General features: G+C 40.9%; 26 protein-coding genes. 16 read left to right on the top strand and 10 right to left on the bottom strand.

Translation table 11 applies throughout. From position 1 onward, the window contains the following. Positions 1 to 182: 182 nt before the first annotated feature. The 6 genes from B9Y81_RS10090 to B9Y81_RS10065 all read right to left on the bottom strand — a co-directional run bounded on the left by B9Y81_RS10090 (position 183) and on the right by B9Y81_RS10065 (position 5,711). Entirely contained in the window at positions 183 to 1,118 is a 936-nt protein-coding gene (locus B9Y81_RS10090; protein ID WP_176221478.1) for a FecR family protein, read from the bottom strand. Between the two features lie 94 nt (positions 1,119 to 1,212). Beyond that, complete coding sequence (locus tag B9Y81_RS10085; RefSeq protein ID WP_245832431.1) at positions 1,213 to 1,872, bottom strand: RNA polymerase sigma-70 factor; 660 nt, start codon at positions 1,870 to 1,872, stop codon at positions 1,213 to 1,215. 87 nt (positions 1,873 to 1,959) lie between these two features. Then, a complete protein-coding gene (gene nhaA, locus B9Y81_RS10080; protein ID WP_095996273.1) occupies positions 1,960 to 3,291 on the bottom strand; it encodes a Na+/H+ antiporter NhaA in 1,332 nt (443 codons plus the stop codon). A gap of 7 nt (positions 3,292 to 3,298) precedes the next feature. After that, positions 3,299 to 3,916, bottom strand: a complete 618-nt coding sequence (gene nqrE / locus B9Y81_RS10075; RefSeq protein ID WP_085536819.1) for an NADH:ubiquinone reductase (Na(+)-transporting) subunit E — start codon at positions 3,914 to 3,916, stop codon at positions 3,299 to 3,301. Between the two features lie 33 nt (positions 3,917 to 3,949). Further along, the gene (locus tag B9Y81_RS10070; RefSeq protein WP_085536818.1) at positions 3,950 to 5,107 is read right to left on the bottom strand and encodes a sodium ion-translocating decarboxylase subunit beta; all 1,158 of its coding nucleotides are present in this window, start codon (positions 5,105 to 5,107) and stop codon (positions 3,950 to 3,952) included. Positions 5,108 to 5,120: 13 nt separating this feature from the next. Further along, positions 5,121 to 5,711: an RnfABCDGE type electron transport complex subunit E gene (locus B9Y81_RS10065; RefSeq protein WP_085536817.1), complete on the bottom strand. Its 591-nt coding sequence runs from the start codon at positions 5,709 to 5,711 to the stop codon at positions 5,121 to 5,123. A gap of 451 nt (positions 5,712 to 6,162) precedes the next feature. Here B9Y81_RS10065 and B9Y81_RS10060 point away from each other — a divergent pair, with 451 nt between their 5' ends. From B9Y81_RS10060 to mnmA, 16 genes are all read left to right on the top strand, one after another. Further along, positions 6,163 to 7,467, top strand: coding sequence for an alpha-L-fucosidase (locus tag B9Y81_RS10060; RefSeq protein ID WP_085536816.1), 1,305 nt, complete (start codon positions 6,163 to 6,165; stop codon positions 7,465 to 7,467). 333 nt (positions 7,468 to 7,800) lie between these two features. Next, positions 7,801 to 8,388, top strand: coding sequence for a BamJ family beta-barrel-assembly machinery protein (locus B9Y81_RS10055; protein WP_085536815.1), 588 nt, complete (start codon positions 7,801 to 7,803; stop codon positions 8,386 to 8,388). Positions 8,389 to 8,406: 18 nt separating this feature from the next. After that, positions 8,407 to 9,105, top strand: a complete 699-nt coding sequence (locus B9Y81_RS10050) for a BamJ family beta-barrel-assembly machinery protein (RefSeq protein WP_085536814.1) — start codon at positions 8,407 to 8,409, stop codon at positions 9,103 to 9,105. Positions 9,106 to 9,288: 183 nt separating this feature from the next. Continuing rightward, positions 9,289 to 9,756, top strand: a complete 468-nt coding sequence (locus B9Y81_RS10045) for an Lrp/AsnC family transcriptional regulator (protein ID WP_085536813.1) — start codon at positions 9,289 to 9,291, stop codon at positions 9,754 to 9,756. Positions 9,757 to 9,908: 152 nt separating this feature from the next. Then, positions 9,909 to 11,297 carry a S8 family peptidase gene (locus B9Y81_RS10040; protein WP_085536812.1) on the top strand — a complete coding sequence of 463 codons (1,389 nt, stop codon included), beginning with the start codon at positions 9,909 to 9,911 and terminating at the stop codon, positions 11,295 to 11,297. Further along, the gene (xseA, locus tag B9Y81_RS10035) at positions 11,278 to 12,555 is read left to right on the top strand and encodes an exodeoxyribonuclease VII large subunit (RefSeq protein ID WP_085536811.1); all 1,278 of its coding nucleotides are present in this window, start codon (positions 11,278 to 11,280) and stop codon (positions 12,553 to 12,555) included. The genes B9Y81_RS10040 and xseA overlap by 20 nt, the downstream gene beginning before the upstream one ends. Before the next feature lie 8 nt (positions 12,556 to 12,563). Further along, positions 12,564 to 12,761: an exodeoxyribonuclease VII small subunit gene (gene xseB, locus B9Y81_RS10030; protein WP_085536810.1), complete on the top strand. Its 198-nt coding sequence runs from the start codon at positions 12,564 to 12,566 to the stop codon at positions 12,759 to 12,761. Further along, complete coding sequence (locus B9Y81_RS10025; RefSeq protein ID WP_085536809.1) at positions 12,761 to 13,426, top strand: 2-C-methyl-D-erythritol 4-phosphate cytidylyltransferase; 666 nt, start codon at positions 12,761 to 12,763, stop codon at positions 13,424 to 13,426. Before xseB ends, B9Y81_RS10025 begins: the two co-directional genes overlap by 1 nt. A 27-nt stretch (positions 13,427 to 13,453) precedes the next feature. After that, a complete protein-coding gene (recG, locus tag B9Y81_RS10020; RefSeq protein WP_085536808.1) occupies positions 13,454 to 15,550 on the top strand; it encodes an ATP-dependent DNA helicase RecG in 2,097 nt (698 codons plus the stop codon). 208 nt (positions 15,551 to 15,758) lie between these two features. Further along, entirely contained in the window at positions 15,759 to 16,991 is a 1,233-nt protein-coding gene (locus tag B9Y81_RS10015) for a peptidoglycan DD-metalloendopeptidase family protein (RefSeq protein WP_085536807.1), read from the top strand. Positions 16,992 to 17,377: 386 nt separating this feature from the next. Then, positions 17,378 to 17,923 carry a DUF1599 domain-containing protein gene (locus B9Y81_RS10010; protein WP_085537744.1) on the top strand — a complete coding sequence of 182 codons (546 nt, stop codon included), beginning with the start codon at positions 17,378 to 17,380 and terminating at the stop codon, positions 17,921 to 17,923. Positions 17,924 to 17,925: 2 nt separating this feature from the next. Continuing rightward, a complete protein-coding gene (locus tag B9Y81_RS10005; protein ID WP_085536806.1) occupies positions 17,926 to 19,197 on the top strand; it encodes a BT_3928 family protein in 1,272 nt (423 codons plus the stop codon). A 37-nt stretch (positions 19,198 to 19,234) separates the two neighbouring features. Then, positions 19,235 to 19,990 (top strand): triose-phosphate isomerase, encoded by a 756-nt coding sequence (gene tpiA / locus B9Y81_RS10000; RefSeq protein WP_085536805.1) that lies wholly within the window; start codon positions 19,235 to 19,237, stop codon positions 19,988 to 19,990. A 94-nt stretch (positions 19,991 to 20,084) separates the two neighbouring features. Further along, positions 20,085 to 20,573, top strand: coding sequence for a cell division protein (locus B9Y81_RS09995; protein WP_085536804.1), 489 nt, complete (start codon positions 20,085 to 20,087; stop codon positions 20,571 to 20,573). Between the two features lie 17 nt (positions 20,574 to 20,590). Further along, a complete protein-coding gene (gene folE, locus B9Y81_RS09990; protein ID WP_085536803.1) occupies positions 20,591 to 21,181 on the top strand; it encodes a GTP cyclohydrolase I FolE in 591 nt (196 codons plus the stop codon). A gap of 75 nt (positions 21,182 to 21,256) precedes the next feature. Beyond that, positions 21,257 to 22,333 (top strand): tRNA 2-thiouridine(34) synthase MnmA, encoded by a 1,077-nt coding sequence (mnmA, locus tag B9Y81_RS09985; RefSeq protein WP_085536802.1) that lies wholly within the window; start codon positions 21,257 to 21,259, stop codon positions 22,331 to 22,333. Positions 22,334 to 22,403: 70 nt separating this feature from the next. Here the strand turns inward: mnmA and B9Y81_RS09980 are convergent, their stop codons facing one another. From B9Y81_RS09980 to rfbC, 4 genes are all read right to left on the bottom strand, one after another. After that, the gene (locus tag B9Y81_RS09980; protein ID WP_085536801.1) at positions 22,404 to 23,666 is read right to left on the bottom strand and encodes a phosphoglycerate kinase; all 1,263 of its coding nucleotides are present in this window, start codon (positions 23,664 to 23,666) and stop codon (positions 22,404 to 22,406) included. A gap of 93 nt (positions 23,667 to 23,759) precedes the next feature. Then, complete coding sequence (locus tag B9Y81_RS09975; protein WP_085536800.1) at positions 23,760 to 24,230, bottom strand: alanyl-tRNA editing protein; 471 nt, start codon at positions 24,228 to 24,230, stop codon at positions 23,760 to 23,762. 3 nt (positions 24,231 to 24,233) lie between these two features. Continuing rightward, the gene (gene rfbB, locus B9Y81_RS09970; protein WP_085536799.1) at positions 24,234 to 25,373 is read right to left on the bottom strand and encodes a dTDP-glucose 4,6-dehydratase; all 1,140 of its coding nucleotides are present in this window, start codon (positions 25,371 to 25,373) and stop codon (positions 24,234 to 24,236) included. Positions 25,374 to 25,384: 11 nt separating this feature from the next. Next, on the bottom strand, positions 25,385 to 25,942 hold the full coding sequence (gene rfbC, locus B9Y81_RS09965; protein WP_085537743.1) for a dTDP-4-dehydrorhamnose 3,5-epimerase: 558 nt from the start codon (positions 25,940 to 25,942) through the stop codon (positions 25,385 to 25,387). Positions 25,943 to 26,137: the final 195 nt, after the last annotated feature.

Below are 26,137 nucleotides of genomic sequence, written 5' to 3'. Positions count from 1 at the left end.
TTTTTTCGTTGGAATAAAATCCGGGATAACTTTTTTGTCATAAATTTGTATAGCTTGATGGTTAATACTGAGTTATTAACATTTTATTAGTATTAGCTGTTACAAACCGGGAGATGTGGGGACATCTTCCGGTTTTTTTGATTTCTTTCAAGGTCCTTTTTTCATGAAATTTAATTTTTAGGTTAACGGATTATTATAGTTTCTTTATTGTCTGTGCCAATACGCTCGTAGGTAAAATTTAAATCTTTTTGAATGACTTTCAATGCATACTCAATTCCATCACTCTGTCTGAACTTACCTGTACAACGATAGCTGTTTAACGCTTTGTTTTCTATAACTATGTTCATGTCATAATAAATGGCAAATTTCCGCATCAAAATATCAAAAGGCATATCGTCCATACAGATAAGGCCCTCTCTCCAACGGAAATGATCCGGATAGTCAATCTCCGACTGTATTAAAACGCCCTCAACTTCTGTTACTTTCTGATTCGGGCTTAAAACAATACGCTCGTTATTATTCGTTGAATTATGAACATGGATTGAACCATTGAGTAGTGCGGCTTCGAACGACTCAGTTCCTTTGTTGTAGGCGTATATATTAAATGTAGTACCTGTTACTTCTACGTTATATCGGTGTGTTTTAACAATGAAAGGAATTTCCTTATTGTGAGAAACATCGAAAAAGGCTTCACCGTCGAGGGTTACTTCCCTTTTTTCTGCCGAAAATGTTTTTGGATAAGTAAGGGTTGTATTGGAGTTGAGCCATATACTTGTATGATCCTCAAGCATTAGGTGCGCTCTTTGTCCCGGAGGAACCGTTATTGTTTGTATACCTGAGTAAAGAGAAACCTCTCTTCTCTGATATTGCTGCCAGGAAAGGAGCAGTATCAGAGAAGCAGAGGCAGCAACCCCAATTATTTTCCAAAATAATAGTGATTTGTCTTTGGGATCCTGAATTGAAACAAAACTGTTTACAGTTAATGCGTCCCACAATTTGCGTTCGTTTAAGTAATGGCGATAGTTTTCGGGAGAGGCTTCAGCCCAGTCAATGATAAGGGCTTCTTCTTCCGGGGTTGCTTTACCAGAGAAATATTTTATTAATATATGTTTATCCATTATTCTTCTTGATGCATTCTTTCTATAATATAATAACACGCGACAGCGCATATACCCTGGCGTGATTTTTCTTTTTTTTTAAACAACACTGTTTTTAGCAATAGATACGGATAATAAGCGCCAGAAATGGTAGGTAATCTTTTAGTCGGGCACGGAATAGTTTCAAGGCTTTGGTTAGATGGAATTCTACCGTTTTACTGCTGATTCCCAATTCTGAAGCTATTTCTTTATTGCTTTTAGCTTCTTTTCTGCTTTTAAGGAATATTTTACGTGTTTGTTCCGGAAGTTCCTGTAAGGTTTTTTGAACAATTAGTTTGATCTCGCTCGAGAACAGATCATTCGGATGACAGGCTTCAAGAGTTGAGATTCGAAAAGCCAGTTCTCGCTGAGTATGTTCCGTAATTTCTTCCTGTATCGTGTTTCTGGTTTGTTGGTTGCGCATGAAGTTTAAGGCTTTGTTCTTGATGCTTGTTAAAATATAAGCCGGAATATTGGTCTCCTCAGGCAATTCATTTCTTTTTTCCCAATAAGACATAAAAGCATCCATGTAAATGTCTTCTGCCGTTGGTATATCTTTTACATACGACCTGGCAAATAAAATAAAAGGTTCTCGGTATTGTTCAAATAGAGCACCTAACGACTTTCTATTAGAGGAATTTATTGACATATACACGGCAAATGTACAAAAAAACAAATCAGGTAACTGTTCTTTTGATGCACTTACATAAAAAGCCGGAAAATAATTAACCTCCATGCTTTGCGTGTTTATCAAAGCGTGGAGGTTAATGAGTATTCTTTTTCGAGTTGTGTTTGTTCAATGGACAACTAACCACTGATTGTATTAAGGAGTAGCGTTCTTCTGTTTTTTAAGAACGAAATAGCCCAAGAATCCTCCGGTTAGCGATGCAACGAAAATACCGATTTTGGATTGCATAATATAATCGGGATTCGTAAACGCAAGCGAGGTTATGAACAATGACATTGTGAAACCTATTGATGATAATAAGCTTACGCCAAACAGGTTTCGGGTGTTCATTCCTGCCGGAAAAGAAGCGATACGCAGTTTCACTAAAATGATGGAAGTGAAAAAGACGCCGATTGTTTTACCTAAGAACAATCCCGCCGTTACACCAATCATAATATTGTTGTTGAATAGCGTTTCTAAGTTTAGCTCTTTGAATGAAACGCCGGCATTAGCAAATGCGAAGATCGGGATGACAAGAAAAATCACGAATTTATGCATTGCCTGCTCTAACAATTGAAGTGGAGGCGTTGCCAGTCTTGTATCTTCCTTTATCTTTTCCAATAGAGCCATTTGCTTATCAGTCAACGTGGGCATTCCATTTGGACGGATTTCTTTAAATTGGTCAATGCTTGTTCTGATTTTACGAATATAACTGTTCTCATCCAGAGCAACATCCGCCGGTATTGTAAATGCTGCTAAAACAGCTGCGATTGTTGAATGCACACCGGATAATAAGAATGCTGTCCATACACCGACAATCCCCAAGATCATATAAAAAAAGACATTACGTATACCTAATCTGTTGCCGATATACATTGTGGCAACAAATCCAAGTCCGATAAACAAGTTGAAAATAGATATTTCAGAGGTGTAAAAGAAGGCGATAACCAAAACGGCTCCCAAGTCATCCACAATAGCCAATGCTGCTAAAAAAACTTTAAGAGATAAAGGTATTTTATCGCCAAACAGATACAGCACACCTAATGCGAAAGCAATATCTGTTGCCATCGGAATACCCCAGCCGGTACTGGCCGCTCCTGTCGGATTTAGCAACAAATAGATTGCGGCAGGCATAAGCATTCCACCAATGGCTGCCGATATAGGTAATAATGCTTTGCGTGGATTTGATAATTCTCCTGCAATAATTTCTCGTTTAAGTTCAAGCCCTACTACAAAGAAAAATACAGCCATTAAGCCGTCGTTTATCCAGTGATGGATACTGTAAGTCAAATAGGAAACATCATTAAACTGAAGACCAAGTTTATAATCGAAAAAAGAGAAATACGCATCCGACCAAGCGGAATTTGCCAGTATAAATGCAATTAAAACACTTACTCCCAGAACTATCCCGCCCGCTTTTTGCTGTTGCATAAAGCGTTGGACGGGATAAATAACTTTTTCTATGGGATACTTTTTTTGTTCGTTCACTCAATAATTAAATTTTAAGACCTGAAAAACACATAAATCCTAATCCCATTAAACCGGTAATGACAAAGGCTATACCAAGCCCTCTTAATGGTTTTGGGATGTTAGAGTAAGTTATCTTTTCGCTGATCGCAGCCATTCCCAGAATCGCTAATAACCATCCTATACCGCAACCTAAACCATATACGGTAGCTGTACCGATATTTGGGAAAGCACGTTGTTGCATAAACAGTGAACCCCCTAAAATAGCACAGTTTACCGCAAGTAAGGGAAGGAAGATCCCCAGCGATGCGTATAAAGAAGGGAGAAAACGTTCGATAACCATCTCTGCTAATTGAACAAATGAGGCAATTACGGTGATAAATAAAATCAATGAGAGAAAGCTAAGATCGGTATCCGCGAAACTCTCATCCAACCATACTAACGCACCTTCAACTAAAACATATTTTTCTAACAAATAGTTGATCGGAACAGTAACTCCAAGAATAAATACTATCGTTAGGCCTAATCCCAGAGAGGTTTTTACATTCTTTGAGATCGCAAAAAAGGAGCACATACCTAAATAGTATGCAAAAATCATGTTGTCAATAAAAATCGCCCTGATAAAAGTGCTTAAGAACTCTTCCATTTTTATAATTAAATTAATACTTGTTTTATATCCTTATGCGAGGAATCCAAGCAAGATACCGGCGGCTACTGCAGAGCCAATCACACCGGCAACATTTGGTCCCATAGCATGCATCAACAAATAGTTTGATTTATCGTAATGTTGTCCTACTTCATTCGATACCCTTGCAGCGTCAGGTACAGCAGACACGCCCGAGTTTCCAATAAGCGGATTTATTTTGTTTCCTTCTTTCAAGAAGATATTAATAAACTTGACAAATAAGATTCCGGAGAATGTAGCCACCACAAACGAAGCGGCTCCAAGACCAAAGATCGTAATTGACTTAGCCGTTAAAAATGTAGTAGCTTGGGTTGAAGCTCCTACCGTAAGTCCGATAAGTATCGTTACAACGTCGATCAATGAATTACTTGCCGTAACAGCCAATCGTTTCGTAACGCCACTTTCTTTCAGTAAGTTTCCGAAGAATAGCATTCCCAACAGCGGCAAACCGGAAGGAACAATGAAACAAGTAATTATAATACCTACAATAGGGAATGTTATCTTTTCTAACCGAGAAACGCTTCTGGGAGGTTTCATCTTTATCAAGCGTTCTTTGTTTGTTGTCAGCATTTTCATGATAGGAGGCTGAATTACCGGTACAAGTGCCATGTAAGAATAAGCCGAGATGGCAATAGCACCCATCAAGTCCGGAGCAAGTCTGGACGAGAGGAAAATAGCGGTAGGTCCGTCGGCTCCCCCAATAATACCGATTGCTCCGGCTTCAGGAGCTGTATATCCGAACTGCAAGGCCATCATATAGGCTGCGAATATCCCTACTTGGGCAGCAGCACCGATTAGCATCAGTTTCGGATTGGAAATAAGCGATGAAAAGTCTGTCATCGCACCAATGCCTAAGAATATCAATGGAGGATAAACACCATAAATTACACCGTAATAAAGAATGTTCATCACAGATCCCTCTTCGTATATACCGATTTGCATTCCGGGATAGAAGGGGATATTTCCTACAATTATACCAAACCCAATGGGTACGAGCAGCATAGGCTCGAATTTTTTCCCGATACCAAGATACAGAGCAACTAACCCGATCAGGATCATGATTATGTGCCCAGGTGTAGCATTTGCAAAACCTGTATAACTGTAGAATTCACCTAAGTTTTTTAAAAGAAAGTCAAAAATGTGTGTGTCCATGTTCGTGTGGCTTTTAAGCTTTTATGTTTTTTACTTTGTTTACAATGGCAATTAAGTAGCCCAGTGCAATAAATGCACCCGGTGCTAAAACAAAAATAAGGGAACCGTATTCTTCCGGCATTACTTTGAAATTTAAGAGTTTGCCTGTACCAAGCAATTCTCTTAATGCTCCGAGAAGGGTAAGGGCAAAAGTAAAGCCCAATCCTACGCCGATGCCATCAAAGATTGAAGGGATTAGTTTATTTTTAGCGGCAAAAGACTCCGCACGTCCAAGTACAATACAGTTTACAACAATCAACGGGATGAATATACCGAGACTGGCGTATAGCGAAGGCAAAAATGCCTGCATACACAATTGAAGCATTGTAACAAAGGTTGCGATAATGACAATGTAACCGGGAATACGAACCTGGTCCGGAATCAAATTTTTAAGGGCCGAAATTGTGAAATTTGAGCAAATAATAACGAAAGTGGTCGCTACTCCCATAGCTAAACCATTTATTGCGGATGTTGTGGTTCCCAAAGTGGGGCACATACCCAACAGTAAAACAAATATTGGATTTTCTTTAATGATTCCGTTTAATAATATTCTGAGATTACTCATGATTTAGACACATTTATACACGTTTGTGTACACCATGCATGCGCACTTACAATATCAATTCTGTGTGAGAATAAATATGGTGTAAATAAATAATTATTAAATAAGAAATATAGAGTGACTGTGAAGGAATGAATATGACATACCTCATTTTTGTGTGAAGCAGACATACATTACCTACATTCCTCTAACTAAAAGGGAGGAGTATGATCTAATCTTCAGTAAAAGTAGGTCCATGTATAATACGCCTGCTTTTTTTATTAACCAGGTCGTGAGCATGGAATTTTGTTATTTTCACTTTCTTCATCAAAGCTCTTGAATAATATTCGCGGTAAAGATAGTGGTTTTTTTAATCCGTATTATCTCTTTCGTGAAAATAATTTTAGTTTGAATGTGAACTAAAAGGCATCTGAATACTGTTTACCTTTATATAATAAATTCTAAACTATTGCCTATGAAACGTTTTATATGGAGTATGTTGGCCGGCATGATTTGTTTGTTGCCAACCTTTGCACAGTCTGAGTATCAACCTGCCGAAGAAAATCTGAAGGCAAGAGAAACATTCAGGGATAATAAATTCGGAATCTTCATTCATTGGGGGCTTTACAGCATGATGGCTGATGGAGAATGGGTTATGCATAATAAAAATTTGAATTTCGCGGAATACGCAAAACAAGCCGGAGGTTTTTATCCTGCCGGATTTGATGCCAAAGAATGGGTAGCTGCCATTAAGGCTTCCGGAGCTAAATATATTTGCTTCACCAGTCGGCATCACGATGGTTTTTCGATGTTCGACACGAAATATTCGGATTATAATATAGTAAAGGCAACTCCTTTTAAACGTGATGTGATGAAAGAGTTGGCCGACGAATGCCATAAACAAGGAATCAAACTCCATTTTTATTATTCTCATATTGATTGGTATCGGGATGATTATGCGCCGCGTGGAAGAACCGGACTGGGCACCGAGCGGACTACAACCGGAGAGTGGAAAACCTACTATCAGTTTATGAACAACCAGCTGACCGAACTGCTAACCAATTATGGCCCTGTGGGCGCGATCTGGTTTGACGGACTTTGGGATCAGGATCAAAATCCGGGGTTCGACTGGGAACTTCCCGAACAGTATAAATTGATACACAAGCTTCAGCCCGCCTGTCTGATCGGCAATAATCATCATGTGGTTCCCTTTGATGGCGAAGATATTCAAATCTTTGAACGCGACCTTCCGGGCGAGAACAAAGCCGGATATTCGGGCGAATCCGGAATTAGTGCTCTTCCGTTGGAAACCTGCGAAACCATGAATGGCATGTGGGGGTATAAAATGACCGATCAAAACTATAAGTCTACCAAGGATTTGATTCATTACTTAGTAAAAGCGGCCGGCAAAAACGCCAATCTATTAATGAACGTAGGCCCACAACCCGATGGTAGAATTCCGGCTGTGGCCATCGAACGGTTAAAAGAAGTAGGAGCGTGGATGAACGTTTACGGTGAATCTATTTATGGTACGCGAGGAGGTTTGGTATCACCAAGAGATTGGGGTGTAACAACAATGAAGGGAAATAAGCTCTATGTTCACATCCTGAACCTGAAAGATAATGCGTTGTTTATCCCTTTAGCCGATAAAAAAATAAAAAAAGCGGTTTTGTTTAAGGACAAAACAGCCGTTAAATTTACACAAGATAAAGACGGATTGGTTTTAAAGCTTGGCGCGGTTCCTGCGGAAATCGATTGTGTTGTGGAACTGACTTTCTGAACATACTTTCCGTGAGGAAAATGATTAGAACCAAATAACTTTTATAACCTTTATTTTCCTTTTTCCATATATATAGAAAAAGCTTTCTACAGTTGTGGAAAAACTTTACCACAGATATAGAAAAACATGACGACAACTGTGGAAAAAGAAAAATAAAGGTTATATGTGAAAAAGGAAAGGATATAAATGAAATAACAAAGGACACGTTTTCTTATTATTAGCCGTGAAATTTTATTTATTAAACAACCCAAGTTCTAAAAAAGAATACTTAATTGTAACGTTATGTGATTAAAAGCATTACTTTTGTGGCTTATAATTAGTAGGATAATAAAAATGGATAAAGTAAGTTATGCTCTTGGCTTAAGTATTGGGAATAATTTCCAAAACTCCGGCATTAAAGAATTAAATGTAGAAGATTTTGTAAGAGGTTTGAAACACATTTTATCGGATGAAAAACCTGAAATCAGTTACGATGAAGCGAAACAAGTTATCAATGATTTTTTTGTGAAACTTCAACAAGAGAGTTTGGAAATCAATAAAAAGGCCGGAGAGGAATTTTTAACAATTAACAAAGGAAGAGCTGGAGTTGTAGCACTGCCCAGTGGATTACAATATCAGATATTAACAAAAGGAACAGGAGCTAAGCCTACTGCTACAGATAGCGTGAAGTGTCATTACCATGGTACATTAATTAACGGCGAAGTGTTTGATAGTTCGGTAGAACGTGGCGAACCTGCTGTTTTTGGTGTTTCGCAAGTAATTCGCGGCTGGGTTGAAGCGCTTCAATTAATGGAAGTAGGTTCGAAATGGAGACTGTTCATTCCTTCTGATCTGGCTTATGGAGAACAAGGAGCCGGTGGCTCGATCGGTCCTAATAGCACATTGATCTTCGATGTAGAATTATTGGATATTATAAAATAAAAAGAATAAAGATAGAACATGAAAAAAATGAGTGTATTAATTGCTACTGCTGTTGTAGCATTGGGCGTTTCGGCCACATCATGCGACTCTAAAAAGAGTGCTAACCTCAAAACCGGAGCAGATAGCGCAAGCTATGCTATTGGTGTTAATACCGGAGCAAGCTATAAAGAAAATCTAAAAACTTTGCCTGGCGGTGAAGCTAATATCGATGCATTGATCGCCGGATTTGTTCAGGCAATTAAAGGGGATTCAACACAAATGTCACCGGCAGACGCACAAGCTTATCTGCAAACTTATTTCGTTGAGGCATCTGCAAAAGAAGCAGCTAAAACGAAAGAAGAAGGAGTTGCTTTCCTTGAAGAAAATAAAACAAAAGATGGCGTAATCACTACTCCAAGCGGATTGCAATATAAAGTAGAAGTAGAAGGTACAGGCGCGAAGCCAACTGCCGAAGATCGTGTGAAAGTTCATTATACAGGTACTTTATTGGACGGAACAAAATTTGACAGCTCTTTGGAACGTGGTGAACCTGCTGAATTTGGCGTTACTCAGGTAATTGCCGGATGGACTGAAGGACTTCAGATTATGCCTGTTGGTTCTAAATATACATTCTGGATCCCTTCTGATCTGGCTTATGGCGAACGTGGTGCAGGTGGCGATATCAAACCAAACAGCACATTGAAGTTTGAAGTAGAACTACTTGAAATTTTAAAATAAAAACGAATATCCCTAACGGGACGTTCTATTTTAAAAGCAGATAAAGTTGCCGAATAAGGGGTGCTTTATCTGCTTTTATCGTTTAATTAACTTTTTTTTCTTACACAATGCTGTGAAGTTTGGATTTTATATATACTTTTGATACTATTAACCAATAGTATATTAAATTGTAATTTTCTTTATATGGAAAAAGTAGATAAGCTTGACCGACAGATATTAAATATTATATCTAAAAATGCCCGTATCCCGTTTAAGGACGTAGCTGAAGATTGTGGTGTTTCGAGAGCCGCTATTCATCAGCGTGTTCAACGTATGGTTGACATGAATGTGATTACGGGTTCTGGTTATCATATCAACCCGAAAATATTGGGTTATAACACATGTACTTATATTGGTGTGAAATTGGAACGTGGTTCTATGTATAAAGATGTAGTTCCAGAGTTTGAAAAAATACCGGAAGTAGTGGAATGTCATTTTACTACAGGCCCATATACCTTGTTGATTAAGTTGTATGCCCGTGATAATGAGCATCTAATGGAGTTGTTGAATTCGAAAATCCAGGAAATAGATGGGGTAAATGCTACCGAAACATTAATCTCTTTACGCCAGAGTGTTAAAAGAGAGATACCTATTGTGGTTAATCCGGAATAAAAGGCATCTTTTTTGTTTAAAAAGAAAAACCCGGGCTTGATGAGAGTCCGGGTTTTTTTATGCTAATAAAAATCAAAAGAGATTCTTAAATTGTTTCATTTCAGGAGGATGTTTATCTTTGTCGTGAAAACCATATAAGTTAAACTGGTAGGATGAGTAGTATAAGGGGTTTGGGATTATTGTTGCTTCTGACTTTATTAACACTTGAAGTCGGAGCGGATGAGATGTATCGTTTTCGGGTTTATCTGAAAGACAAAGGTGCAAGCGAGTTTTCAGTTGACCGGCCGGAAGAGTTTCTTTCGGAAAAAGCGATTGCCCGTCGTTTGAAACGGAATATTGCCGTAACAGAAGTTGATCTGCCTGTTTCACAACTATATATTGACTCTTTAGTGTCTGCCGGAGTAGTTCCGGTGGTGCACAGCCGTTGGTTGGCCACGGTTGTGGTAGAATGTATGGATAGCCTTGCGGTTGAAAAGGTGAAAGAATTATCAATAGTAGACTCCGTGAAATGGGTGTGGAAAGGCGAAATTGGCGGAGGAGTTTGCGAAATTCCGGAAACGCCGGCCGGAGGGAATGAGGCTAAAGACGAACTGCTGGACGAACCTTATGGCTATGCCTATAATCAGATAAAAATGCTGAACGGAATCAAACTGCATGAAAAAGGTTACCGTGGAAAAAATATGATGGTTGCTGTTATAGATGCCGGCTTTCTGAATGTAAATACAATCGATGTTTTTAAATCATTGAATATTTTGGGAACCCGCAATTTTGTTCTGCCCGAAGAGAGCGTTTATGTGGGTGATGATCACGGCACAAAGGTGCTGTCTTGCATGGCAGCGAATACAACCGGATTAATGATCGGAACCGCGCCCGAAGCGTCGTATTGGTTAATAAAGAGTGAAGACAGTAGATCCGAATTTCCTGTTGAGGAGGATTATTGGGCAGCGGCTGTTGAATTTGCAGATAGCGCAGGGGTAGATGTTATCTCTTCTTCTTTAGGGTATTTTTCGTATGATGCGGAAGGAATGGGCTATTGCCAGACTGCATTGGATGGCAACACCGCATTGATAAGTCGTGTGGCGCAACTTGCGTCTGAAAAAGGTATCCTGTTGTTTTGTAGTGCCGGAAATGAAGGGAACGGAAGTTGGGGTAAAATTACTTTTCCATCGGATGCTGCGGGCATTCTTACTGTAGGGTCGATTACCTCGGATAAAAAAAGAAGTGTTTTCAGTTCTATCGGTTTTACGTCAGACTATCGTGTGAAACCCGACGTGGTGGCTTTGGGAACAGGTAGCTGTGTGATTGGTCCTTTGGGAGATATACGATATGCGAACGGAACGTCTTTTTCCACACCGATTCTTGCCGGGTTGGGTGTTTGCCTGTGGCAGGCGCTGCCTTGGTTGAGCAATTATGAAATAATCGATCTGTTAAGAGAATCTTCCAGTCAATATAAACGTCCAGACGCCGAACTTGGATATGGTATTCCGGATGTGTTTAAAGCCTATAAAATAGAACATAATCATGTTTCCTTATCCAGATAATCAGCCGGAAAGTAAGCCTCTTACGCTGCGTGAACTTAATTTGCAACTCAAGTTGGTGGTGCAGAAGAGTTTCCCTGAAACTTACTGGTTGCGTGCAGAAACGAGTGACGTACGGGTTAATCATGCCTCAGGGCATTGTTATCTGGAATTTGTGGAAAAAAATGAGCAGACCGGACAGATCGTAGCTAAAGCCCGGGGATCCATCTGGGCGAAAACATTCGGTATGTTGAAGCCTTATTTTGAAAAGGAAACGGGTCAGGCTTTTGTGTCGGGACTAACCGTGTTGGTCAACGTATCCGTCGAGTTTCATGAGTTGTATGGCTTTAGTCTTACGGTTTATGATATCGACCCGACGTATACTTTGGGTGATATGGCCCGCAAGCGTATGGAAATTGTCAATCAGCTGAAAGCGGATGGTATATTTACCTTAAATAAAGAATTGCAATTTCCCGTTTTGCCGCGGCGTATCGCGGTGGTTACTTCGCCCACTGCTGCCGGTTATGAGGATTTTCTTAATCAGCTGTCAAACAACAAGCCGGGGTTTCCATTCTATATTAAGCTGTTTCCGGCCTTGATGCAGGGCGATAAAACCGAAGAATCTGTTATTTCCGCATTAGACCGTATCTATGCCAATGCGGATTGTTTCGATGTGGTCGCGATTATCCGTGGAGGAGGAGCAAGCTCAGACCTGAGTTGTTTTGATTCCTACTTGTTGGCCGCCAATTGCGCCCAATTTCCATTGCCTGTTATTACGGGTATCGGACATGAGCGCGACGAAACGGTGTTGGATATGGTAGCGCATACTCGTATGAAAACACCTACTGCCGTGGCCGAATTTCTTATCGGACAAATGAAGCTTGCCGCTGATGAAGTGAGCGATTTGGAAGATCGATTGATCTATAGTACTGATAAGAAACTTGCAGAACAAAAAACGTTGATGCAGCTTTTGTTTTCCAGATTGCCTGTTATGGCATTGAATATTCTGGCAACTCATAAAACAGCGACCAATGACCGTTTCAGAAAGATTCAGCGATTGGCAGACGAGCATTTGGCGGAAAATAAAAAGTTTTTGCAATTGACGGAGCAGTTTGTTACAATGGCTTCTCCCGATTATATTCTCAAACGGGGATATACGCTGACGTTGAAAGAGGGGAAAATACTTAAATCCGCATCGGCCTTTGCTCCGGGCGAAACAATTGTTACTCGCTTTGCCGATGGCGAAGTAGAGGGAGTGGTTACTACGATAAATAAAAAATAAAACAATATATGGGAAAAGGAAATGAAACGTATAATGAGGCAGTTGCTAAATTACGTGAAATCGTTGCCGATATAGAAAGAGGAGAGCTGGATGTAGATCTTCTTGCCGAACGCGTAAAAGAGGCTGCCCGATTGATAAAACTTTGCAAAGAAAAACTTTTCAAAGTGGACGAAGAGGTGAAAAAGATACTGGAAGAGCTGGAGTAATGAAAAAATATGTGCTGATTGTTGCCGGTGGCAAAGGGCTTAGAATGGGCGCCGACCTCCCTAAGCAGTTTATCCCACTAAAAGATAAGCCTTTGTTGATGCATACGCTGAATGTGTTTTATTCATGGGATGCCACCGTTGAATTGTTGTTGGTATTGCCCGAATCGCATCAAGCCTATTGGAGGATGTTGTGCGCGGAATTAAACTTTACAGTCCCTCATCGGGTAGTAACTGGGGGAGAAACCCGTTTTCATTCTGTGTTGAACGGACTAAAGGAGATACATGAACCCGGTTTGATCGCGGTGCATGATGGTGTACGTCCTTTTGTTACGCCCGAAATCATATCGGCCTGTTTTGCAGAAGCGGCTACCTCAGGTGCTGCCATACCGGTTGTACCTCTTGTTGATTCTATCCGTAAGCGGGAAGGAGAGAATAGTTTTCCGGTGGATAGGAATTCTTATTGCGCAGTGCAGACTCCGCAAGTGTTTGTGTCTGCGCTTTTACATTCGGCTTACAAGCAACCTTACGTGGATACGTTTACCGATGACGCTTCAGTTGTAGAAGCTGCCGGAGGACGAATCTGTTTAGTGGAAGGTAATCGTGAAAACATTAAGATAACAACAGCGACTGATCTGTTATACGCTAAAATGTTACTGGATATATAGTCTGATAATAAAGGGGAATTATGTTATATGCTTGATCTGGATAAACGTTCGATTTCCTATCTGCCGGGAGTAGGTCCTAAGAAAGCGGATATTCTGGTAAAGGAGGCCGGCATATCTTCGTATGAAGATTTGTTGTATTACTTTCCCTACCGCTATGTAGATCGTAGTCGTTTTTATCAGGTGGCCGAGATTAACGGATCAATGCCTTATATCCAATTGAAAGGACGTATTCTTTCGTTTGAAACACTGGGTGAAGGGCGTACACGAAGGCTTGTTGCTCGCTTTGCAGACGGATCGGGTGTGATTGATCTGGTTTGGTTTAAAGGAGTGGCCTTTGTTAAGAATAAATACGTACTGAATAAGGAGTATATTGTTTTTGGAAAGCCTACCGAGTTTGGACGCAGTTATAACATAGCACATCCCGAGATTGATCCGATAGAGCAAGGCGGACAAGTAGCAGGAGGGCTCACTCCATTTTATAATACAACAGAAAAGATGAAGAAATCTTTTCTGAATTCCAAAGCGATTCAAAACCTGCAATACTCACTGCTTAAATCGTTGAACTGGGATATTCCTGAAACTCTTCCGCGGCATCTGCTCGATCGGGTAGGTATGATGTCGTTGCCGGAAGCTATACGTAATATTCATTTTCCTGACTCGGCCGAAGCCTTAAAGTCTGCTCAGCTCCGCCTGAAATTTGATGAGCTTTTCTTTGTGCAATTAAACACGCTTCGTACGGCTACGATGCGGAAAAGAAAACTGAAAGGGATTGTGTTTCCCAATGTGGGAGAGATGTTCAATACCTTTTATAAAGACTATCTGCCGTTTGAATTGACTGGTGCGCAAAAACGTGTTGTGCGTGAGATACGCGCGGACATGGGGAGTGGCAGGCAGATGAATCGTTTGTTACAAGGTGATGTAGGAAGCGGAAAAACCTTGGTTGCTTTATTATCCATGTTACTGGCGGTAGACAACGCCTATCAAGCTTGCATAATGGCTCCGACCGAGATTCTGGCGAATCAGCATTATGTCACAATTATGGAGTTTCTCAAGGATATGCCTATCAAAGTTGCTTTGTTGACCGGCTCGACAAAGAAAAAAGAACGAGAAAAGATATTGCCCGCGATTGCTTCCGGAGAAATACAAATTGTGATAGGAACACATGCCTTGATTGAAGAGACGGTTGTGTTTTCATCGTTGGGACTGTCCATAATCGATGAGCAACATCGATTCGGTGTTGAACAACGCGCGCGTTTGTGGACAAAGAATTCGGTCATCCCCCATGTGTTGGTGATGACCGCAACACCTATTCCGCGCACATTGGCCATGACGCTTTACGGTGATCTGGATGTTTCGGTGATAGACGAACTGCCTCCCGGGCGAAAGCCGATTAAAACCTTGCATCGATATGATAATAAAAAGGCGCAGTTGTATGATTTCCTGAGAAAGGAAATTCAGTTAGGACGTCAGGTTTATGTTGTTTATCCTTTGATTGAGGGCAGTGAAAAATTAGACTATAAAAACCTGGAAGAGGGCTTCGAGATTTTTAAAGAAGTTTTTCCTGAATACAAGGTTTGCATGGTGCATGGCAAAATGAAGGCAGCGGATAAAGACGCGGAAATGCAAAAGTTTATATCAGGCGAAGCAAATATGTTGTTGGCTACCACGGTTATTGAAGTTGGCGTAAATGTGCCGAACGCTTCGGTTATGGTAATAGAAAGTGCCGAGCGTTTCGGGCTTTCTCAGTTACATCAATTGCGCGGACGGGTTGGGCGAGGAGCCGAACAGTCTTATTGTGTGTTGGTTTCCTCTTACAAACTGAGCAATGACACCCGAAAAAGGTTGGAAATCATGGTTAGCACTAACGATGGTTTTGAAATAGCCGAGGCCGATCTTCGCTTAAGAGGGCACGGTGATCTGGATGGAACGCAGCAAAGCGGGGAAGGGGTGTATCTGAAAATTGCCAGTTTGGCTACAGACGGTCAGATACTTCAATACGCGCGGGATATAGCAAATGAATTATTGGACAAAGACCCCGATTTGACGGACGAAACCAACCGTATACTGAACGAACGTTTGAGCAAAATCTTCAGAAAAAAGACTAACTGGGGACTCATTAGCTGATGTGTTGTACAACATACCATCGTTCTTCTGATGAGATATACTATCATTTTCAGCGGAATCGTTAAACGCATATACCTATTTATTAAGGATTTTTTTCGTTATAATTTTTGTCTCGTTAGGCAAAAATACGAACTTTGGCAAAATTCGGATTTGGGGAGGTCCTCTCCGAATCATTTCAGAAACATTATAAGGAGCAAATTTTATTGTGATGAACAATATTAAAACAGTATTATTGATAGGTTGTTCTATGTTTTTTGCATCAGCTACGATGGCAAAAGACAAAGAATCAAAAATAAAAAAACAAACTGAAGAACAGACTCAATTGATGGATATACGCGTGTCTGAATTAATGGCAGACCGGGTAGGCTTTAAAAAAGACATCCTTCTGAAAGAGCTGGAAAGCATAGAAGATATTATGCTTGAAGAAGAGTTAGCACTCGAGGAACTGATGTATCCGGCTGATGAACTTTACGGATCCCACTGGGAAAATAAATGGGTTAACCCGTATAGAAACGCAAAGATAGAATTTCCCGATTCCGCTTCAATAGACTGCTCCCGCTTCGCCATCCCTATAGATAATGATATAAAAATTACTTCCAAATTCGGCCCTCGTCGCCGTCGTATGCATAACGGTATTGATTTAAAAGTTTTTATTGGTGACACCATTCGCGCTGCTTTTGATGGAAAAGTACGTATTCGTAGCGCCGAACGAAGAGGGTATGGCAAGTACCTTGTTTTGCGTCATCCCAATGGACTTGAAACAGTTTACGGGCATTTATCCGGTTATTTAGTAGAGGAAAATGAAATAGTACGTTCGGGCCAACCTATCGGATTGGGAGGTAATACGGGACGTTCCACAGGTTCTCACCTTCATTTTGAAACCCGCTTTTTAGGTCAGCCGATTAATCCGGCGGATATTATAGACTTCGAAAATGCTGTTCCTCATCAAGATCAGTATGTGTTCCGTAATATGAAGATAAACGGGCGTAAAAGCAATATCTACACCTCTTCAAACGCGCAGATGGTTTATCATAAAGTAACCTCAGGGCAAACGCTTGGAGGAATTGCCCGCAGATATGGTACAAGTGTTAATGAGCTTTGCCGGTTAAACGGGCTAAGCAAAACTTCTGTTCTTAGAATCGGGCAATCTATCCGTGTAAGTGCAGGCGTAGAGCCAACCAAGAATACTGCTAAAGCAGAGGTGAAACCGCAGGAAGTAAAACAAGCTGTTAAGCAGGTGAAGACTACGGTAGAAGCTACCCCTCAGGCTGTTGCTTCGGTAAACGGTAATGCAGATCCGATTTATCATCATATTCAGTCCGGTGATACGCTTGGTGCTATCGCGATAAAATATGGTACAACCGTAACCAAATTGTGTCAGTTGAATAATATCTCCCGCACAACTGTTTTGAAATTAGGACGTAAAATACGTTGCTCATAATAAAATTAAGAAATTACAAAAAAACGGGGTTGTTCTACAAAGAGCAACCCCGTTTTTTTTGTAAATCGGCACGTCATTATTTCTCAATTTTAAGTTAAAATCGGGTAAAATTGGTCAGAAAAACCGCCGGTTTTAAGACCTTGAAAATCAAAGGTTTTTAAGGTTGAAAAATATAAAGGTTATTTTCCGGAAAATATCCTTTATTTTTCGAAAAATAAAGGATATAATTAAAAACATAAAGGATGCAGCCGGAGCAACACTCTTTTTTTAGGGAAATTTGAATTGTTAATTTGATATTAGCAAGAAAGTTCTGCCATTTTCTATGCGAGGGGGTAAATAATCGGAGGTTTTTGAGTAAGTTTGTAGCACGTTATATGGCTAAGAATATGGTAGATACTAAGGAACAATTTGAGAAAGTAATTTCTTTGTGTAGAGATTTGTTTGAAAAGAAGCTTCACGACTACGGTCCTTCCTGGCGTATTATGCGTCCTCAATCAGTTACAGACCAGATATTTATTAAGGCAAACCGGATTCGAAGTCTTGAAACCAAGGGGGTAAGCCTGGTAGGCGAAGGTATTCTACCGGAGTTTATAGCGATCGTAAACTATGGTATCATAGGGTTGATACAATTATCATTGGGGTTTTCAGATACAACCGATCTTTCTTCGGAAGAAGCGTTGACGCTTTACGATAAGTATATGACTGAAACGAAGGAACTGATGTATGCCAAGAATCACGACTATGATGAAGCGTGGCGTAGTATGCGTATTAGTTCGTATACCGACCTGATATTGATGAAGATTTACAGAACCAAACAAATAGAAAGCAACTCCGGGCAAACGCTTGTTTCCGAAGGTATTGACGCAAACTATATGGATATGGTGAATTATGCGCTTTTCGGATTGATCAAAATGGAATTCGGAGACGAATAAAAATGGATTGCAAAAAAACATCGATAAAGGTTTTAGCCGAACTCTGCAGGTTGCTGATCGGATTGGTTTTTGCGTTTTCAGGTTTTGTTAAGGCGATCGACCCGGTTGGTGGGGTTATTAAGATAAACGAATACCTGGGTGCCTTTGGCTGGGATGGGCTTAAACTGTTTTCAGGACTTATCTCTTTCAATCTGGCTGCCATCGAATTTACGTTGGGCATTTGTGTGCTGTTGGGAGCCTATCGTCGCTACTCAGGTTTTTTCGTATTGCTGATGATGGTTTTCATGACGCCGCTAACCCTGTATCTGGCCTTGTTTGATCCGGTATCCGACTGCGGGTGTTTTGGCGACGCGCTGGTTATTTCAAACTGGGATACTTTCTATAAAAACATTGTGTTGCTGGCGGCATCTGTCTTTTTGTTTATCTATAACCAACGGATACAGCCTTTGTTTACGTATAAATCCATTTGGTTTGTAGTGGTGTATGCTTATTGTATGTGTATGTTTTTCTCCTACCATAATTATTCGCATTTGCCGGTTAAGGATTTTCGCCCGTATAAGATAGGAGCCGATATTTCGGCTTTGATGAGTACGCCCGAAGGTGCGGAAGAGGATGAATATAAATACACATTCATTTATGAGAAAGACGGGGTGCAGAAAGAGTTCTCGTTGAATGATTACCCTGCCGACGATCCGTCGTGGAGCTTTGTGGAATCTAAAACCGAACTGGTTAAGCAGGGATATGTTCCGTTAATAAAAGACTTTGTCTTGTTTGACGATGAGGATCAAAACGTAACAGACGAGTTGCTGACAAACGATACTGGGGTTTTGCTGCTGATCGCTCCTAAGTTGGAACGATCTAAAGACCAACGTATTGATGAGATAAACGCACTCTTCGATTACGCAAACGAACAGGGGATAGCTTTCTACTGTGTTACTGCCTCATCGGATGATATGGTGCAAGACTGGATTGATAAAACCGGTGCTGAATATCCGTTTTTGATGGGTGACGAAACAATACTCAAAACAATAATCCGTTCCAATCCAGGGCTGGTTTTGTTGAAAAATGGGGTTGTTTTCGCAAAATGGCATTACAACGATATGCCGGAAGAAGAGAATTTAGAAAAGGTTCTTTCAGATCTTTTAAGTAAAGATACGATAGAACCGCGCAAAGAAGATCGGAAAATAGCCATCTGCTTAATCTCTTTTGCCGTACCTTTGTTGTTCGTTTGGTTGTATGACTTTTTCCGTTACAGACGAAGAAAAAAAGCGTAAAATAATTTATGTATAACATATTAAATAATTTGTACTTATGAGAAAGAATATTGTTGCAGGAAACTGGAAAATGAACACCACACTTCCTGAAGGTCTGGCTCTTGCGAAAGAACTTGATGCAGCGTTGAAAGGTAAAACAGTAAACTGTGATGTTGTAATTGGTACGCCATTCACACATTTGGCTACTGTAGCCGCAGCTATTGATACGGCAAAGATCGGTGTTGCTGCTGAAAACTGCGCTGATCAGGATAAAGGTGCTTACACAGGTGAGGTATCTGCAGCGATGGTTGCTTCAACAGGCGCTAAATATGTAATTTTAGGTCACTCTGAAAGACGTGCGTATTACCACGAAACTGCTGAAATCCTGAAAACAAAAGTAACTTTGGCTTTAGCTAACGGATTAACTCCTATTTTCTGTATTGGTGAAGTGTTGGAAGAAAGAGAAGCCGGAAAGCATTTTGAAGTTGTTGAAGAACAAATCAAATCTTCTTTATTCGATCTTTCTGTTGAAGATTTCGGTAAAATAGTATTGGCTTACGAACCGGTTTGGGCTATCGGAACCGGTAAAACTGCTACTTCAGATCAGGCGCAGGAAATACACGCGTATATCCGTAAGGTTGTTGCCGCGAAATACGGCGAAACTGTTGCTAACGATTGTTCTATCCTTTACGGTGGAAGCTGTAACGCTTCTAACGCGAAAGAATTATTCTCAAAACCGGATGTTGACGGCGGTTTGATCGGCGGAGCATCTTTAGGTGTAGATAAATTCCTTCCGATTATTGAAGCATTTTGATAATAACTCAAAAAAAGGGAATACCTGAAGGGATGATTTCTGTTTTAAGGAGATCATCATCCGGGGTATTCCCCTTTTCTTTTTTATATAAGGCATGAGAAAAATACTTTTAAGGTCATCGCTCTTTTTATTGCTGTTGGCAGTTTATCCGGTATACGCTCAGGATCAATTTAGAGGACAAGCTTTTTCAATTATTGACGCGTTGCAGGAATCCGTACCGGGTAAGGGCGAAGTGGAGATCAACCAGTCTGTTGCAATACGGAATCTGTTGGGAACGCGCAGATCTTCCGTAAACGATGAAACGCAATACCTGGAAATGCCGGGATTTCGTGCGCAAGTTTTTTCCGGTAATCTGAAAAACTCTAAAGACGAAGCGTTTAAGAAGGAAAAAGAAATCAAGGACCTTTTCCCGGAATTGATAACATACGTTACTTATGTGGCACCATTCTGGAGATTGCGTATAGGCGATTATCGTTCGCATGAAGAGGCATACCATACAATGCGTGTGCTAATGGACGCGTTTCCGTCTTATGCCAAAGAAATGTATATCGTGAGAGAAGATGTAAAGATACCGTTGTATTAAAATGCACAGATAAAGAGATGAAAGAAAGTAGTGAAGAGCAATTGGCCGCTCGCGAAGAATTAAAAGTTCATTATGAAAGTATTATAAATCTGTTGGGCGAAGATTCTTCCCGTGAAGGACTCATCCGCACGCCCGAACGTGTAGCTAAAGCGATGCAATTCCTAACCAAAGGCTATCGTGAAGATCCAGAAGCCATACTGCGATCGGCTATGTTTGCAGAAGAAGGTTATAAGCAGATGGTTATCGTAAAGGATATCGATTTCTTTTCACTTTGTGAGCACCACATGCTGCCTTTCTTTGGTAAAGCCCATATTGCATATATTCCCAATAAGTACATCACGGGACTTAGTAAACTTCCCCGTATCGTGGATATTTTTGCCCGCCGGCTGCAGATACAGGAACGCATGACGCTACAAATTAAAGACTGTATTCAGCAGACATTGAATCCGTTGGGTGTGATGGTTGTTATTGAAGCACAACACATGTGTATGCAAATGCGTGGGGTAGAAAAACAAAATTCGTTAACCACAACTTCAGACTTTACCGGCTTTTTCCAACAAGCTAAAACCCGTGAAGAATTTATGAACCTGATAAAGCATACCAGGTAACCGCATCCCCTTAACCTGATTTTTTCGGACAATATTTCGTACCTTTGCCACTGTATTAAGACAGAGGAAATAAGCATGAACATAGCGGCATTGGTATCGGGAGGAGTAGATAGCTCCGTAGTCGTACACCAGCTAAAAGAGGCGGGGTATGATCCTACGATCTTTTATATCCGGATAGGAATGGAAGATAAGGATGGTTATATAGATTGTCCTGCGGAAGAAGATATTGAAATCACGTCATACATCGCCAGAAAATACGGCTGTAAGATGGAGATAGTTTCTTTGCATGAAGAATATTGGGAAAAAGTGGTAAGTTATACGATCGAATCTGTAAAGAGAGGCTTAACCCCAAACCCCGATATGATGTGCAATAGATTCATTAAGTTTGGTTGCTTCGAAGATAAATGGGGAAAAGATTTCGATAAAATAGCAACCGGTCATTACGCGACTACCACCGAAATAGATGGAAAAGTCTGGCTTTCTACTGCAAAAGATAAACACAAGGATCAAACAGATTTTTTGGCACAAATAACCCGTTTGCAAATTCAAAAGCTGATGTTCCCTATCGGGAATCTCCTGAAAAGCGAAGTGCGCGCTATTGCGGCTGAAGAAAAGCTGCCGAGCGCACAAAGAAAAGACAGTCAGGGAATTTGTTTTCTTGGTAAAATCAACTACAATGATTTTATCGGGCGTTACTTAGGACAAAGAACCGGCAAGATTGTAGAGTTAGAAACCGGCAAGATCGTTGGCAAACACAATGGTTACTGGTTTCATACTATCGGACAGCGTAAAGGTCTCGGACTGAGCGGTGGCCCCTGGTTTGTAATCAAGAAAGATATTAAACGGAATATTATCTACGTCTCTAACGGATACGATCCCGAAACGCAGTATAATAAAGTGGTGAATATGCAAGGGTTTGACTTTATAACCGAAGATCCCTGGGGCGATTTTGAAGGAACAAAAGACATCACCTTTAAGATACGGCATACACCGGAGTTTACAACCGGCCGACTTCGTAAAATCGGAGATCTGTACCGTATTGAATCAGACGAAAAGATACAAGGCGTAGCTCCGGGTCAATATGGCGTTGTGTATGACAAAGAGAGCCGGCTCTGCCTCGGTAGCGGAATGATTATTGACGAAAACACCTGATCAGGAAAATAAAAACGGGGTGAGTTTCATTAAAGGAACTCACCCCGTTTTGTTATGTTTAAAGGATTTGTTAGAATCCTCTGATCGCTTCAATACCGGGAAGCACTTTTCCTTCGATAGCTTCCAGTAATGCTCCACCACCGGTAGATACGTAAGAAACACCGTCGGCAAGACGGAATTTGTTTACACAGGCAACCGAGTCACCTCCACCTACTAATGAGAATGCACCTTCTTTGGTTGCTTCAACTATTGCTTCGCCTACTGCACGAGAACCGTGTGTGAAGTTTTCGAATTCGAATACTCCTGTAGGACCATTCCAAAGAATTGTTTTTGATTTCTTGATTACTTCCGCGTAGATTGCTTCCGTTTTAGGACCTATATCAAGGCCTTCCCATCCGTCGGGGATTTCATTTACTTCTGCAAAGGCGGTTTTCGCGTCGTTGCTGAAGCTATCCGCTATTTTTGTGTCAACAGCTAATACCAGATTTACGCCTTTGTCTTTAGCCTTCTGTAATAATTCCAGAGCAAGATCAAGCTTGTCGTCTTCGCAGATGGAATTACCTATTTTTCCACCAAGAGCTTTCGTGAAAGTATACGTCATACCCCCTGTTACGATCAGGTTGTCTACCTTATTCAATAAGTTTTCAATGATTTCAATTTTAGAAGAAACCTTTGATCCACCCATGATTGCTGTAAATGGACGGGCAATGTCGTTCAGGATTTTTTCAACGGCTTTTACTTCTTTTTCCATCAGGTAACCGAACATCTTGTGATTGATGTCGAAGTAAGCCGCGATTAATGCGGTCGAAGCATGTGCACGGTGTGCTGTGCCGAAAGCGTCATTTACATAGCAGTCTGCATACGAAGCCAGCTTCTTGGTGAAACCTTTCTGGCTTTCTTTAACCGCTTTCTTCGCTTCTTTCTTTTCTTCATCAGAAGCGTCTTCAGCTAAACCTCTTGGTTTTCCTTCTTCTTCAGCATAGAAGCGAAGGTTTTCCAGTAATAAAGCTTCTCCCGGTTTTAGGGCAGCTGCTTTCAAGCCTGCTTCTTCACCGATACAGTCGCCGGCAAACTGAACGTCTACGCCTAACAATTTAGAAACGTGATTCAAAATATGCTTTAATGAGAACTTATCAGTAACTCCTTTCGGACGTCCTAAGTGAGAACCGATAATTACACTTCCACCATCAGAGAGAATTTTTTTCAATGTTGGTAGAGCGGCACGGATACGTGTGTCGTCTGTGATATTAAAGTTTTCATCTAACGGAACGTTAAAGTCAACTCTAACGAATGCCTTTTTGTTGGCAAAATTGAACTTGTCAATAGTTTGCATAACTTTTATATTTATGTTTTGAAGTAATATCTTCTTGGAAAATGCTTTCAAAATTACATAAAAATATCCAATCCGAAATTCCTTTTCCGGTAATTATTCCACCAGTTTGAATCGGACACGCAGCCTTCCCGGCGTGTAATCACAGTTTAGAAGCTTGAAATGTCCGATGGTAGAAGTGTTTTCTACATGGGCGCCTACACATGCGCAAGCGTCATAATCTCCCACGCGTATGATTCTTAATGTATCACCTACATTTTCGGGCAGCTTGTTCATATCAACAATAGCTGCCGCTTCTTCTTTAGTCATGAAATGAACCGTTACGGGTAGATGGCGATCTATCACATCGTTTACGATTTGTTCTACTTCTGCCATCTTTGCTGCTCCCGGATCTTCGGACAAGAGATAATCGCATTTGCTTTTCTTTCGTTCGATATGCGTGTTCATGGAACGAGGGCAGCCAAACATACGAACCATGGTTTGGTTCAGAATATGTTCGGCCGTATGCATGGCCGGGTTGGCGTGATCTTTAATGTTGTCGCTAAGGCCTGTTGCCGCTTCTATCATAGTTTATCTATTGGTGTACATTTGTTCGTAATACTTCATATAGTCGCCTCCGGTGATGTCGGCTACCCATTGCTGATTGGCGAGATACCATTCTATTGTTTTTACAATACCAACTTCGAAAGACGTTTCCGGCAGCCAGCCTAATTCCGTGCTGATCTTTGTCGGGTCTATCGCGTAACGGTGGTCGTGCCCGAGCCGGTCTTTCACGAATGTGATTAAGCTGTCATTGATCCAGTCGATTGCTATTTCGCCGTTTTTATCCGTTTCTTTCTTTTTCAGCACCGCTCGCAACTCCGGTTTTTCGCTCATCATTTTATGAATCGTTGCAATGGTGAGTTTAACGATCTCAATGTTTTGTTTTTCGTTATGCCCGCCTACATTATATACTTCGCCGTTTTTGCCGTTTCTTACCACCTTGTCGATTGCCTTGCAGTGATCTTCCACATAGAGCCAGTCTCTTACGTTCGATCCATCTCCGTAAACCGGAAGGGGTTTGCCTTCCAATATGTTTTTTATAATCAGGGGGATTAACTTTTCGGGGAAATGGAAAGGCCCGTAATTATTTGAACAACGGGTAGTGGTTACCGGCATTTTGTAGGTTTCGAAATAAGCCTTAACAAACAAGTCTGCGCTTGTTTTAGAGGCACTGTAAGGGCTGCGCGGATCGAGTGGGGTAGTTTCATGAAAGAATCCTTCCGCACCCAGACTGCCGTATACCTCGTCGGTCGAAACCTGATGAAAGCGAACCCCTTCACGCCAGATAGGATAACCGTTTTCGTCTTTCCCTGTAACCCAGGCTTTACGCGCTGCGTCCAGCAGATTTTGTGTGCCCAGGATATTGGTAATTAAAAACAATTGCGGATTTTCGATACTCCTGTCTACATGGCTTTCGGCTGCGAAGTTTACCACATAGTCAAACTTGTGCGTTTCAAAAAGCTGATCGGCCAGTGCCTTGTCGCAAATATCCCCTTTCACAAACAAGCAGCGGTCGTTATCAATATCTGTAGCGATCGTGCCTAAATTACCTGCATAAGTGAGCAAATCCAGTACAACAATTTTTACATCATTATACGAAGACAGCATATATTTTACAAAATTAGCGCCGATAAATCCGGCTCCGCCGGTTACGAGGTATGTTTTCATAGATTCTAAATTTAATACGTGAAATTGATCTCAGCTTCTTTTAATAAAGGAGCATGCTTATCCTTATCTGATAGAACGGGCAACAGATCATCAAATTGCCTCCATTGGATGTTTATTTCCGGATCGTCAAAGCGAATGGAGCGATCACTCGATGGCGTATAGGGATTGTCTACCTTATACATAAATATGGCTTCATCGCTCAACACCTGAAAACCGTGCGCAAACCCACGGGGCACAAACAACTGTTTTTTGTTTTTGTCGGAAAGTTCAATAGCAATATGCTTGCCGAAGGTAGGAGAGCCTTTTCTAATATCTACGGCTACATCCAGCACATTCCCTTTTATCACGCGCACCAATTTCGCTTGCGAATAAGGAGCCAACTGGTAGTGTAACCCCCGTAGAACTCCTTTGGTGGAGCACGACTCATTATCTTGAATGAAATTCACGTTGCCGATATGCTCGCTGAACGCTTCCATCTTGAACGCCTCCATAAAATAACCCCGGGTATCCTTAAATACGTTAGGCTCTAAAATCCAGACGTCCGGTATTTCTGTTTTGATAAAATTCATACAGTTGTAATTTGGATAGTACAATAAACAAAGTAAACCCATTTTTGCGATTTCTGCAAGCAAATGTAAGGCGAGCTTTTTTTTGAATACTATATAAAAAAAAATATATCCTTTATTTTTCAAAATATATCCTTTATTTTTCGAAAAATAACCTTTATGTTTTTGGGCTTTTTATGTGGCTGATTATCAGCGATG

It is taken from the genome of Massilibacteroides vaginae (assembly GCF_900178525.1).
Lineage (GTDB): Bacteria > Bacteroidota > Bacteroidia > Bacteroidales > Tannerellaceae > Massilibacteroides > Massilibacteroides vaginae.
This window is presented reverse-complemented; position numbering and strand designations above follow the sequence as displayed.